Raw genomic sequence first — 12938 nt, 5'->3', positions numbered from 1 at the left:
ATTATGAGGACCAGACTGCGCGGATCTCCATCTTGGCCGGGGCTCGACCCCGAGACCGGATACGTTGACGCAGACTGAACAGAGCAATCTTCAAATTACCCCTTGCAGACGGGGCGGGCCATACGTTCATAAGACGGATTGGGGAGCTAAGACGGAATGAGTTTCAATATGGGGAGGAGGGCCTTTTGGGCCGCGCTGGCGATATGCGTTGCAACGATTTCGGGTCAGGTGACACCGGCGCACGCCAAGGATGACGGATCGGATATCGATCTGAAACTGTTCGGCACCAAGGACCTGCCGCCGAACCCGACCGGATGTCACTTCGCCCTGTGGCAGGCGAACCGAAACCCGGCGAGCGACAAATACGCCTATCTTTTCTTTCTGCCGTTTTCCGAAGACGGTGCGCCGCTGCAAGCACGCATGAAGGTCGGCGACGAATTCATCGAACTTTATGAAATCGCGCAAAGCCAGGATGAGACCGTCGGCGGCCTGTCGCGCCATTATGTCTATCGATCCGACAATCCCAGATACCGGGTTCTGATCGAGCTTCTGAAGGTCGGTGACGGCGGCTCGATGGCGCCGGTCACCGAGGCCGATATCTACGTCGTCAGGTCGAAGAAGATCCCGTTCCTGGCAGGCGCCAAGGGTGAGTACGGCTGCCCGGACAAGGGACCGATGCAGCTTCAGGCCCCAGACCAGGCGCCTGCTCAGGCCCCGGCCGAGGACCGGTCGGATGCGTCCGAAGGGGGCAATCTGCCGGACATGGCCCGTTGGACCGGCCCGACCGGGTTGCCGCTTGGTCCGCAGCACTTGCTGGCAAGCCCGGACGAGGTTCCGGTCCCGCTGCGCCAGGCGCTGTTCAAATACGCCTACCAGGAATGCGACCTGGCTGCTCCGAGCGCCTGGAACGGCGCCAGCTATGTGGTCAACAGCAACTACATTCTCTGGGAACTGCCCTGTTTCACCGGGGCCTATCAGGGCTCCAGCGCATTCGGCGTGACGCAAAACCCCCCCGGCGACTGGGCGAATGTCCTGGTGCTGCCCAATCTGCCGGGAAACCTTTCCGACGAGACCTACGGCGTGATGAACGCGCAGGTGTTCAATGACAAGGGCCTGATCACGGCAACCGAGTTCGGCCGCGGGCTCGGAGATTGCGGCGTCTACAAGGTGTTCCGCTTGACGGACGGTCCGGGTGAGGAGCTTGAGCTTGAACTTCTCGAATACCGCGAGAAGATCGACTGCAACGGCACGGCTAATTTGCCGGAGATATGGCCTCTGGTGTTCCGGTCGTTTTAGGCTTGGTTGGCGCGATAAGTGCCGGCGGCTCCTGACAAAGCACGACTTCCCTGCCGTCCGGCCATTGGCGGACGAGTGCATCCGGCAGCAGGCGGGCGGGGTTGGTGCTGAGCGCCGGCGCTTCCCGGTCCATCTTCGGTCCGGAAAACTCGCCCATCGGCCGCAGGATCGCTTCATGCAGGATGCTGCCGACGTAAAGCCGCTTGAGTGTGCCGTCTGTCAGGATCTCGAACCGGCTTGGCCACAGACGCAGCACCCAGCGGCCTCCGCTCGGATCCGCGGTCTCGTCCTTGCGGATGAGAACCAGGGCCGGCGAGCGGCCGTTCTGGGTTCTGGGCAGGATCGGCAGCTTGTCCGCCGGCGTCTTGCCTTCGACAAAACCCGATGCGGTGCTCAACGACCATTTCGGCGGCGGCGACCAGCCGTGGGGGGTAAGCACGGGGGCGAGCCGGGCCGGGTCGCCGGCATACTGGATGACCAGCGGTTCCTTCGTGCCGCCGCTGAGTTCGATCCGGTTCTGCGGCAGTTCCTTCCAGCCGGTTGCATGCCATTCGCTGGCTGTGAGGATCTGGAACCGGTTGCGGGGTTCGTAGATTTCGACTGCCTTGTCCAGGTTGGCGATCACATGCCAGCCGCCGAACAGGGTGAGGCACCCGACAACGAGGGCGGCCAGCGTATTGCGTCCGATCTTCTCGTTGTGGATCGGGCCGAAGACGAAGGCGAAGGCCGACACGATTGCAAGGCCGAACAGGAAGCCGGCAAGCACGTCCGACATCCAGTGCGCGGCCAGGTAAACCCGGGAAAAGCCGATGGTGATCACGTAGGCAGCGGTGATCGAGAAAATCGCGGCCTTGATCCAGCGGTTCCGCTCATGGGCGATCAGGACCGCGCAGATCCCGAACAGCACCGCATTCAGGGTGGCATGGCCGCTCGGGAAGCTGAAGGAGTCCGCGCCGGAGTAAAGCGCTATCGGTCGGGACCGTTCCAGGAGGGCCTTGATCAGGGGCACGAAGATCGCCGTGCTGCCGATGGCGATCAGGAAACCGGTCGCCCGGCGCCAGGCCCGCCTTAAAAACAGGTAGAGCGCGACGGCGACCGTCACGAACGTCACCACGACACCGTCGCCGAGCGAGGTGAAGAAGACCATGATCGTGTCGCCGATCGGTGTCCGCACCGACGAAAACAGGTTCAGGATCGCCACATCGGCCCGGACCATGGGTTCGCCGGGGGCGATCTCGCCGATGAAGAAGAAGAACGCCGGCATGGTGATCAGCAGCAAGAGTGCCGACACCAGCATCCCGATGGAGCGGGGATGGGCGGGGTCGAAGGTGACCGCGATCCATTGGGACATCTTGCCCGGTCGCTTGCCGAACCAGTTGACGATGGCGGCATGGGCGCCGGGGAAGAGCGGGAGGATGATCAGGATCAGCCAGCGGCCGAGCATGACCGCAATGAACAGGATCACGCAAAGGCCGCCGATAACGAAGGCAAGCCGTGTGCTGATCTGGCCGATCGCCTCCAGCGCGGTGCCCGCCAGGATGCCGGGCCCCAGATGCGCCGCGGTCCAGAAAATGGCGGAGGTCACGTTGATGACCGTGAACCGCGTCGCGTTCATGCCGACCATGCCGGCAATGCCCGGGACCACCGATTTCACGCCGGGCACGAAACGGCCGATGAAGATGCTCTTGCCGCCGTGCGCGCGGAAGAATTCCTCGCCGCGGTCCATCAGGCTGGAGTAGCGCGACAGGGGCCAGAGCCTGCGGACCTTGTCCTTGTAAAAGTGGCCGAACCAGTAGGAAACGGCATCGCCGGCCGTTGCCCCGAGCGCTGTCCAGATAAAGATCGAAACGCCGTCGAGCTTGCCGAGGCCGACCAGGGTTCCGGCGCCGACCAGGACAACCGTGCTCGGCACCACCAGGCCGATGATGAACAGGGCTTCGCCCATGGCCACGATGAAGCAGATCAGTCCCGCAAGGGAGGGGTTGTCTCCGATGAAAGCAACGATCTGTCCCAGGATGTCTGTCACGGAGTAATGGCTCGTTTTGTTGACGGAATCGGGGCCGAGGCTGCCGTCGAATGGCACTCATATAGGCAAGCGCGGCGTGACTTAACAGAAAAAAGGGAGCCGGGGGCAATGAATGTACGACCGCGCCTGCGGCCTTTTGGTTTCTTCGCGATTCCCCGGCTATAGTGACTTCCTTCCAAACGTGAGGTCGATTGCATGTTTGAATCAGCACAGCTGCCGCAGAAAATGGACAAGGAGACGTTTCGGAAACTGAAGCCGCAGCTTCGCTCCGAGCTTCTGTCCGCTCAGCTGGAGCTCATCGAAAAAAAGACCTTTTCGACGGTGATCGTCGTCGACGGACTGGATGGCGCCGGCAAGGGCGAGGCGGTTGCGCGGCTTTACGACTGGATGGATGCGCGCCATCTGGTCTGTAATGCCTATGGCGACCCGCTGGACGACGCGCGCCTGCACCCGCCGCTGTGGCGCTATTGGCGGGATCTGCCGGCGAAGGGAGAAACAGCGATTGTCTTCGGCAGCTGGTACCAGAGCCCGGTCCGGGACCGTATCTACGGCCGGATTGGAGACAATGAATTCGAAAAGGATCTGGCGCGGATCGAGCGGTTCGAGGAAATGCTCGCCAACGAGGATGTGCTAATCCTGAAATTCTGGTTTGTCCTGCCCAGGAAGGACCAGGAACGGCGTCTGAAGAAGATCGACAGGAAAAACGCTGCACGGCACGTCCTGTCCGACTGGGCGGCATTCAAGAATTACGACAAGGCCGTGGAAGTCGGTGACCGCATCATCCTGGAAACCAGCAGGGGGCATGCGCCCTGGTTCGTCGTTCCCTCCCAGGATCCGGAATACCGCGATGCCGCGCTTGCGCAGACCGTCGCGCGGGAGATGCGGCGGAAGCTGGCGGACGGCGAACCCCAGAGCGTGGCGGCGCCGCCGGTTGTCGGTGGCCTGAAGCGACAGACTGCGGTGGATGCCGTCGATCTGACGGCGAAGCTCGGCAAGTCCGACTACGAGAAGCAACTGGACAAGCTGCAGTCCCGCCTCTCCGACCTGTCGGACAGCAAGCTGTTCTCCAGCAAAGGCATGGTGCTCGTCTTTCAGGGGAATGATGCGGCAGGAAAAGGCGGGGCGATCCGCCGGGTGATCAAGCCGCTCGATCCACGCATTTACAAAGTCTACCCCATTTCGGCCCCGACCGACGAGGAAAAGGCAAGGCCCTATCTGTGGCGGTTCTGGCGGCGCCTGCCGCGAAAGGGGCAGATCGCCATATTCGACCGGTCCTGGTACGAGCGTGTCCTGGTGGAACGGGTTGAGGGCTATGCCGGCCACGTAGACTGGCTGAGGGCCTACAGCGAAATCAATGATTTCGAGGCGGAGCTGACCGAGTTCGGTTATGTCGTCTGCAAGTTCTGGCTTGCGATCAGCGAGGACGAGCAGCTCCGCCGGTTCAAGGAGCGTGAGGAAACCGACTACAAGCAGCACAAGATCACGGACGACGACTGGCGCAATCGGCTGAAATGGGAGCAGTACGAGGTGGCCGCGGGCGACATGATCGACCGCACATCGACCCATTATGCCCCCTGGACCATGGTCTCCTCTCAGGACAAGCGCCATGCCCGCATCGAGGTACTGAAAACCATCTGCGACCGGCTTGAAAAGGCCCTCTGAAGTCCTTTCAAACCGGTCGAAATTTCAGAGCGCGTCCTGCAGATAGCTGATGGCCGCCTGAACGCCGCCCGGCTTGTGCGGGATGCCGAGCTTCGCCAGGCCAAGCTCGATCGCCGACAGGGTGCCGAGCACCATGACGCCGTTGCAGTGGCCCATGTGGGCGATCCGGATGCCCTGCCCGCTCAGCGCGCCGATGGTCCCGCCGATGGTGACGCCGCAGACCTCCTTGGTGAAGCTGCGCAGGGCCGCGGGATCATGGCCGTTGAGCCGGACGACGGTAACGCTGTCGGAGCGGCTTTCCGGAGCGCTGATATTGAACTCGAGCGCGCCGCCTTCCGCCCAGACGGTGACCGCCCGGCGGGTGGCTTCCGCCATGAGTGCATGCCGGCGCCAGACGTTGTCGAGCCCTTCCGCTTCGATCAGCCCGAGAGCCGCGCGGAAGCCGAACAGCAGATGCTCCGGCGGTGTGCCGCAATATTTCTGGTAGTGCTCCGGGCCGTTGCGGAACGTCCAGTCCATGTAGTTGGTGCGTAAATCGGCGGTTTCATGCGCCTTCACCGCCCTGGGGCCCGCCGCTACGAAGGAAAGACCCGGGGGCGTCATCAGGCCCTTCTGCGACCCGGTCAGGGCGACATCCACCCCCCAGCCGTCCATCTCGAACGGCATGCAGCCGAGCGATGCGATCGTGTCGACCATCAGGAGCGCGTCATGGTTGGCGGCGTCCATGGCCTTGCGGATCGCCTTGATGTCGTTCCAGGCGCCTGACGCCGTATCGACCTGGACCACCAGAACCGCCTTGATCTCGCCCTGGCTGTCCTGTCTGAGCCGCGCTTCGACGGCGGCCGGATCGACCGCCTTTTTCCAATCTCCGGCCAGAACTTCCGTTTCCAGGCCGGCGATCCCGCCGGCTTCGCCCCAGCCAAGCGCAAAGCGGCCGGATTCCAGAACGAGAACCTTGTCGCCGCGGCTCAATGTGTTCGTGAGTGCCGCATCCCAGGCGCCGTGGCCGTTGGCGGCATAGATGTAGGTCTGACGCACGGTGCGAAAGAGCGCTTTCAGACCCTTGAGACAGACATCGGTCGTCTCCAGCAAGGGACCTTCATAGATATCGACGGCAGGCCGGTGCATGGCACGCAAGACCTCGTCCGGCACATTGGTCGGACCCGGAATCATGAGAAATTCCTTGCCGTTTCGCAGAGTCATGTGGGGTGAATCCTTGGGCGGTGAACAGAATGAGGAGGGATTTGTATCCGGTTCCGAATATATAAATGGCCGCGCATAATCCGCCAATCGGAAAGATACCCTAGTGGGCAGAAGAGTTTTCCAGCCGCTCCAGACGGTCGGCCAGGAAATCGTAGACCCGGCGCACGCGCCGGCTGACCTTCAGTTCCCGGTGGGCGGTGAGCCAGACCGGCAGTTTCGGAATGTCCGCATTTTCCAGGATCGGAACCACGGCCGGTTCGGATCGTCCGACGGCCTGCAGCACGAAGCCGATGCCGTATCCGGCCACGGCCATCTGCCAGCAGACCACCTGATTGTCGCATCGGAACGGGAAAAATCCGCGGCCGACCTTCAGCCCGGCGGCCTCGAAGCCTTTGATGATGAGATCGCTGCGGTCGTAACCCACGACGTCATGGGACCGCAGATCCTCGATCGTTTCGGGAATGCCGCGGGCTTCCAGGTATGCAGGCGTGGCGAAGGCGCCGGAACTGAGGTCGGCGATCTTGCGGGTAATCACGTCCACCTGGGTCGGCCGGTACATGCGAACGGCGATATCGGCTTCTCGCTGCAGCAGGTTCTCCGTGCGGTCGGAGGCGATGAGCTCGATATCGATCTCCGGCTCCTCCCGCCGCAGGGCGGTCAGGATATCGGGCAGGACGTAGGTCGCCATGATCGCGCTGGCGGTCAGCCGGACCGTTCCGGAGAGCGTCTGTGTCCGGCCTTCGGTTGCCAGGCGCAGGTCCTCGGCGGCATCCGCCATCCTGAGCGCGAAGTCATAGAGCTCCGCTCCCGCCTCCGTGAGCTCCAGACCGCCGGGGGAGCGTTCGAACAGCCGGCTGTCGGTCTGCATTTCCAGGGAGGCAATATGCCGGCTGAGCGTCGGCTGACTGCTGCCGAGTTTACGGGCGGCGGCGGAGAGGGAGCCGTTGGCCGCGACGGCCGCAAAGGATTGCAATAAGCTCCAGTCGAGAGGTGGTTTCATTTCTGGCCCAGACCGCAGGATATTCATATTTGAATATATTAGTTTCAATATTAGCCGATTTTCCCTCGATTATGAATGCCTCATATCTCGCCCCATGACCTATGCATCAAGGAAGGACAGGATCATGCAGAAGAGAGTCGTAGTTCTGGGGGCAACCGGCCGGTTCGGCCGCGCAGCTATGGCAGCCTTCGGGGCTTCGGGATGGACGGTTCGCGCCTTCTCCCGGTCGATGCCGAACCCGCGCCCGGCGGATGCGCAGGAATGGATGATCGGCGACGCACATGACCGGGATATGGTCGTCAGGGCCGCGGAAGGCTGTGACGTGATCGTCAACGCGCTCAACCCGCCCTATCCGCTGTGGCGGCAGGATCTCCCGGTGTTCACGAAGAACGTGATTGCCGCGGCGTGGCGGTCGGGCGCAACGGTGATGCTGCCCGGCAACGTCTACAATTACGGCGCCGGCATGCCCTCCGTCCTGAGCGAGGAAACGCCGCACCTGCCGACGACCCGCAAGGGACGTCTGCGGGAGGAAATGGAGCAAAGCTACGCCGGTTCCCACGGCATCCGCACCATTGTCCTGCGGGCAGGGGATTTCATCGACGGCCGGAAGACGGGCAACTGGCTGGAAAACCATATTCTCGCCGGCGTGGAGAAGGGAAAGGTCATGTACCCCGGCCCGCTCGACCGTGTGCACGCCTGGGCCTATCTGCCGGACATGGCCGCGGCCATGGCAAGGCTGGCCGGCAAGCGTCACGAAATTTCCGATTTCGAGGAATTCGGTTTTCCAGGGTTTTCCCTGACCGGCCGGGAGCTGATCGCGGCTGTCGAAAAGGCGGCGGGCCGCAGCCTGAAGGTTCGCGGCATGCCGTGGCCGCTGGTTCGGATCGCGGGTCGTTTCAGCCCGCTTATGCGGGAAGTCACCGAAATGGCCTACCTGTGGAAAGTCCCCCATCGGGTCGACGGCAGCAAGCTGGCGGCGACCCTGCCGGACTTGCCGGCGACATCGCTCGACCGTGTCATTGCCGAGGTGGTGGAAAATCTCGCGGGAAACCGGTCTCCTGCGGATAATCAACAGCTTAAAAACGCCGGCAATGGAGCTATGGCTTCCGATTTGTCATAAGGACAGCCGATCCGGGTTCTCCGATTCCGGCAGGACGCCTGTCCCATCTGCAAAACCGAACGCGCGAAACCTCAGGTATGCGGCGCACAAGTTTTTCGTGGGCAGGCGGCCAAACGTCTTGTTTCCGTTGGGTTAGAGACTCAAACTGCTTTTTTGTTTGAGTCTCCCTTTTTGGCGTATTGAAATGATTCTGGTCGAAAAAGGCGAAAGCCCTTTGATCCTCTGCCTGCCGCACAGCGGCACGCAGATTCCTCCGGCAATCGAAAACCGGATGAACGCCACGGGACGGTTGCAGACTGATATTTCCTGGCGGCTGGAAACGATACTGGATCTGGATTCGGGTCTGGACGCGACTCTCCTGCGCTCCACGGCGTCGCGGTATGTCATCGATGTGGACCAGGCCCCGGACCTTCAGCAGGATCCCGAAGCCGATCCTGTGAATGCGCTGTGCCCGGTGACCACCCTCGACAACAAGCGGATCTACCAGCTTGACGAAGAACCGGGTCCGACCGAGACGGAGCAGCGCGCCCTCCTGTTCTATTTCCCGTTTCATGAAGCCCTTCGACAGGAGGTGGAACGGCTGAAAAAGATCCATGACACGGTGGTCCTGATCGACTGCCGGTCGGTTCGCTCCAAGATAAAAGGCTATATCGACCAAGAGCTTGCGGTGCTCAATCTGGGCACGGCAGACCATGCGGCCTGCCATCCGGATCTTGTCCGGACATTCGCGGCCACCTTCGAGGGTGCGGAAGGAATGTCCGTGGCGGTCGATGATGTCTTCCAGGGCGGCTATATCACCCGGACCTACGGTCGGCCCGATATCGGCGTCCATGCGATGACGCTCGTCATCGCCCAAAGGGCGTATCTCCGCCATGAATCGCCGCCATTCGAGCCGGACCGCACCAGCTCCGCCCGCCTGAAGACGCTTCTTGGTCAAGGGCTGAGCAGGGTGAGCGAATGGGCACAAGGGTTTGAGCCGGATCCGGCGGAGCAGCGATCCGCCGGCGAACCGGCCGTCTCCTGAGCGGCAACACTCAGACGACGTTGCGTTCGATCAGGGGCTTGTTCTGGTAGAACCGCTCGATGGAAAGCGGCGTGAGGTCGAGGGTTTCATAGCGGCCGCAGGCAATCAGTTCGGCCATCCCGCGCCCTATTGCGGGCGACTGCTGCAGGCCGTGACCGGAAAATCCGAGCGCGAGATAGAACCCGTCCAGGTCCGGAACGGCGCCGACGAAGGCGTTGTGGTCGAAAAGGTTCATGTCATAGGAGCCTGCCCAGGCCGCTCCCGGTCTGATCGCCTCGAACGCCGGAACACGGGCGGCCAGTGTCGGCCAGATGTGTTCCTCGAACAGCGGGTAGTCGACCTCGAAGTCGTCGCAGTCCGGATCGTTGGCCTCATCCGGCGCGGAACCGCAGATATAGCCGGTGCCTTCCGGCCGGACATAGGTCCCGTTCGGATCGATCAGCAACGGGAAGCGGGGAAGGGCATCGCGGCATTCGAAGGTGAAGACGCAGCGCTTCCGGCTGTGGATCGGAATGTCGAGCCCGGCCTTTCGGCAGATCTCCGCCCCGCCTGACGCGCCGGCCGCATTGACCACCTTTGCCACCGACAGACTTTCGCCGTTCGACAGGCCGATCCGCCAGCCAGCGCCTTCCCTAACCAGATTTTCTGCCTTTGCGGCGATGTAATCGACGCCGAGCGAGCGGGCCTTCTTGCGGAAGGCCTGCATCAGGCCGTAGCCGTCGAACCAGCCTTCGCCGGTGAGGCCGTGGCAGCCGGCGGCAAGATCCTCGACATTGAGCCAGGGGAATTTGGCTTTCAGGCCTTCCGTGTCAAACCAGGCGATATCGGCGCCGAGGCGCGTCTGCAGGGCATGGTTTTCGGTGAGAATGTCTTGCTTGTCCGGCGTCGCGAGAAAGAGATAGCCGCCCTCGTTGAGATCAATCGCGGGCCTGTCGCCGTTGACGGCGAGCCGGTCGCCGATCTCGCGCAGGAACTGAATGCCGAACAGGGAGATCTCGATGTTGATGGCGCTGGAAAACTGCTGCCGGATCGAGGCGGCGGAGCGCGCCGAGGCGCAGACCTGGTAGGACGGATCGGCCTCGATCACGACGGTCCGGCCGGAAAAATCATCGCGGCCGGCAAGCTGGCAGGCGATGGAGGAGCCCATCACGGCTCCGCCGATGATTGCGACGTCTGCAGTCGATTGAGCCATCCGGCACCGCCAGGAAAAGGCCGGAGGTCGGAACCTCCGGCGCTATTGAGAGCGTGTTCTGTTTAGAAGAAGGCCTGCAGGCCGGTCTGCGCCCGGCCGAGGATCAGCGCATGGACGTCATGCGTGCCCTCGTAGGTGTTGACCGTCTCCAGGTTTTGGGCGTGGCGCATCACGTGGTATTCTTCCTGGATCCCGTTGCCGCCGTGCATGTCGCGGGCCTGACGGGCGATATCGAGCGCCTTGCCGCAGTTGTTGCGCTTGATGAGGGAAATCATCTCCGGGGCGACCTTGCCGTCATCGAACAGGCGTCCGACGCGAAGAGCGGCCTGAAGACCGAGGGTAATTTCCGTCTGCATGTCGGCGAGTTTCTTCTGGAAAAGCTGGGTCTGGGCGAGCGGACGGCCGAACTGGATGCGTTCAAGGCCGTACTGGCGCGCGCGCATCCAGCAGTCTTCCGCAGCTCCCATGGAGCCCCAGGCGATGCCGTAGCGGGCGCGGTTAAGGCAGCCGAACGGCCCCTTCAGCCCGGAGACATTCGGCAACAGGGCGTCTTCGGAAACTTCCACGTTGTCCATGACGATTTCGCCGGTGATCGAGGCGCGCAAGGATAGCTTGCCGCCGATCTTCGGTGCGGTGAGGCCCTTCATGCCCTTTTCCAGAACGAAGCCGCGGATGGCGCCGTCATGGGCTTCCGACTTGGCCCAGACCACGAACACGTCGGCGATCGGGGAATTGGAAATCCACATCTTCGAGCCGGTCAGCTTGTAGCCGCCGTCGATCTTTTCCGCCCGGGTGCGCATACCAGCGGGATCGGACCCGGCGTCCGGCTCCGTCAGACCGAAACAGCCGACATATTCGCCGGTCGCAAGCTTCGGCAGGTATTTTTTCCGCTGCTCCTCGCTGCCGTAGGCATAGATCGGGTGCATCACCAGCGAGGATTGCACGCTCATCATCGAGCGGTAGCCGGAATCGACCCGTTCCACCTCGCGGGCGACGAGACCGTAGGAAACATAGGACGCGGCCGCACAGCCGTAGTCTTCCGGCAGGGTGATGCCGAGGAGGCCGAGTTCGCCCATCTCGTTGAAGATTTCCCGGTCGGTCTTTTCCTCCCGGTAGGCGTCGATCACCCGCGGCTGCAGCTTATCCTGCGCAAAGGCATGGGCGGTTTCCATGATCAGCACTTCATCTTCGTTGAGCTGATCGCGCATCATGAACGGGTCTTGCCAGTCAAACACGCCGCCACCCGCCGGGGAGGACTTTCCTTTTACCGGAGCATTCATGGGGTTTCTCCTCGTGCCCGCCTGCCGGGCTTGGTGTTGTCACTATACCTGCCACGATCGCGCGGCGTCTCGTCGAATTCGGCACAATCTGCCCCGGACGGCAATTGCGGAAAAGCGATTTCTCCTCCATTGTTCATGCCGAACTGGAATGAACTGCCCTTGTCCCGGATAGAACGAACATGAAACGCGCCTTTCTGCCGCCGGCCGATGCCCTGATCGCCTTCGAATGCGCCGCGCGCCATTTGAGTTTTACCCGGGCAGCCGAGGAACTGCATCTGACACAAGGGGCGGTTTCCAAGCAGGTGCGCCATCTGGAGGACCGGCTGGGGGTCGAGCTGTTCCGCCGGGTCCGGCAGAGGATCGTGCTGACCGATGCGGGCCGGCTCTACCTCCACGATATCAGGGGCGCCCTGGAGCAGATGACGACGGCGACCCGGCAGGTCATGTCCTATGCCGGCAGCGAGGATGTGCTCAATCTCGCGGTTTTGCCCACGTTCGGTACCCGCTGGCTCGCGCCGCGCCTGGCGGAATTCCAGCGCCGCTATCCGAGCGCCGGTCTGAACCTGAGTGTGCGCCTGCAGCCCTTCGACTTCGATGTGGAGCCGTTCGACGGCGCCATCCATCACGGCGATCCGGTCTGGGCCGGGACCATTGCCGAGCCGCTGTTTCCCGAAGAGGTGGTGCCGGTCGCATCGCGGGCGTTCCGCGACCGCCACGGTATCCGCAAGCCCGCGGATCTTGTTCCTGTGCCGCGCCTGCAGCTTGCCACCAGGCCGCTCGCCTGGCGCCAGTGGTTCGACATTGCCGGTGTGGAAACGGACGCGGCCTTCCAGGGCGCGCGTTTCGAACAATTCGTCATGATCTCCGAAGCCGCCGTGCATCATGCCGGCGCCGCGCTCATTCCGAAATTCTTCATCGAGGAGGAACTTTCCTCCGGCCGGCTGGTTCGTCTGTTTGACCTGCCCATGCCGCAGGAGACCGCCTATCATTTCGTCTATCCGGAAAACCGGACCCTGCGCCCGGTGGTTCGGGCCTTCCGGGGCTGGCTGATGGAAGAGGCCCGGGCCGCACGGGCGGACCGGGAAGAGATGCTGCCGGGTTAGGGGGGCAGGGCCCTGATGTTTTTGAGGAACCT

At 62.6% G+C, this 12938-nt stretch carries 10 protein-coding genes; 5 read left to right on the top strand and 5 right to left on the bottom strand.

Annotated elements, in window-relative coordinates:
• Nucleotides 1–156: 156 nt before the first annotated feature.
• Nucleotides 157–1296, top strand: a complete 1140-nt coding sequence (locus tag HK439_RS18820) for a DUF1176 domain-containing protein (RefSeq protein ID WP_190293014.1) — start codon at nt 157–159, stop codon at nt 1294–1296.
• Here HK439_RS18820 and HK439_RS18815 read toward each other — a convergent pair.
• Nucleotides 1253–3322, bottom strand: coding sequence for a bifunctional DedA family/phosphatase PAP2 family protein (locus tag HK439_RS18815; RefSeq protein WP_190293013.1), 2070 nt, complete (start codon nt 3320–3322; stop codon nt 1253–1255). The genes HK439_RS18820 and HK439_RS18815 overlap by 44 nt on opposite strands.
• 195 nt (nt 3323–3517) lie before the next feature.
• Between HK439_RS18815 and pap the strand changes: the two genes are divergently transcribed.
• On the top strand, nt 3518–4984 hold the full coding sequence (pap, locus tag HK439_RS18810) for a polyphosphate:AMP phosphotransferase (protein ID WP_190293012.1): 1467 nt from the start codon (nt 3518–3520) through the stop codon (nt 4982–4984).
• A 24-nt stretch (nt 4985–5008) separates the two neighbouring features.
• On the opposite strand, the gene HK439_RS18805 is transcribed toward pap, so the two are convergent.
• Together HK439_RS18805 and HK439_RS18800 are read right to left on the bottom strand one after the other, a co-directional pair.
• Nucleotides 5009–6187, bottom strand: coding sequence for a pyridoxal-phosphate-dependent aminotransferase family protein (locus HK439_RS18805; RefSeq protein ID WP_190293011.1), 1179 nt, complete (start codon nt 6185–6187; stop codon nt 5009–5011).
• A gap of 100 nt (nt 6188–6287) precedes the next feature.
• Nucleotides 6288–7187, bottom strand: coding sequence for a LysR family transcriptional regulator (locus tag HK439_RS18800; protein ID WP_190293010.1), 900 nt, complete (start codon nt 7185–7187; stop codon nt 6288–6290).
• Between the two features lie 124 nt (nt 7188–7311).
• On the opposite strand from HK439_RS18800, the gene HK439_RS18795 reads away from it, so the two are divergent.
• Both HK439_RS18795 and HK439_RS18790 read left to right on the top strand, forming a co-directional pair.
• Entirely contained in the window at nt 7312–8307 is a 996-nt protein-coding gene (locus HK439_RS18795) for an NAD-dependent epimerase/dehydratase family protein (protein WP_190293009.1), read from the top strand.
• A gap of 184 nt (nt 8308–8491) precedes the next feature.
• Entirely contained in the window at nt 8492–9331 is an 840-nt protein-coding gene (locus tag HK439_RS18790; protein ID WP_190293008.1) for an N-formylglutamate amidohydrolase, read from the top strand.
• Nucleotides 9332–9341: 10 nt separating this feature from the next.
• Here the strand turns inward: HK439_RS18790 and HK439_RS18785 are convergent, their stop codons facing one another.
• Nucleotides 9342–10523, bottom strand: coding sequence for an NAD(P)/FAD-dependent oxidoreductase (locus HK439_RS18785; protein WP_190293007.1), 1182 nt, complete (start codon nt 10521–10523; stop codon nt 9342–9344).
• Between the two features lie 62 nt (nt 10524–10585).
• Nucleotides 10586–11803 carry an acyl-CoA dehydrogenase gene (locus HK439_RS18780; protein ID WP_190293006.1) on the bottom strand — a complete coding sequence of 406 codons (1218 nt, stop codon included), beginning with the start codon at nt 11801–11803 and terminating at the stop codon, nt 10586–10588.
• A gap of 179 nt (nt 11804–11982) precedes the next feature.
• Here HK439_RS18780 and HK439_RS18775 point away from each other — a divergent pair, with 179 nt between their 5' ends.
• Nucleotides 11983–12906 (top strand): LysR substrate-binding domain-containing protein, encoded by a 924-nt coding sequence (locus HK439_RS18775; protein ID WP_190293005.1) that lies wholly within the window; start codon nt 11983–11985, stop codon nt 12904–12906.
• The last annotated feature ends 32 nt before the right edge of the window (nt 12907–12938 follow it).

The organism is Roseibium aggregatum (assembly GCF_014692675.1).
Taxonomy (GTDB): domain Bacteria; phylum Pseudomonadota; class Alphaproteobacteria; order Rhizobiales; family Stappiaceae; genus Roseibium; species Roseibium aggregatum_C.
This window is presented reverse-complemented; position numbering and strand designations above follow the sequence as displayed.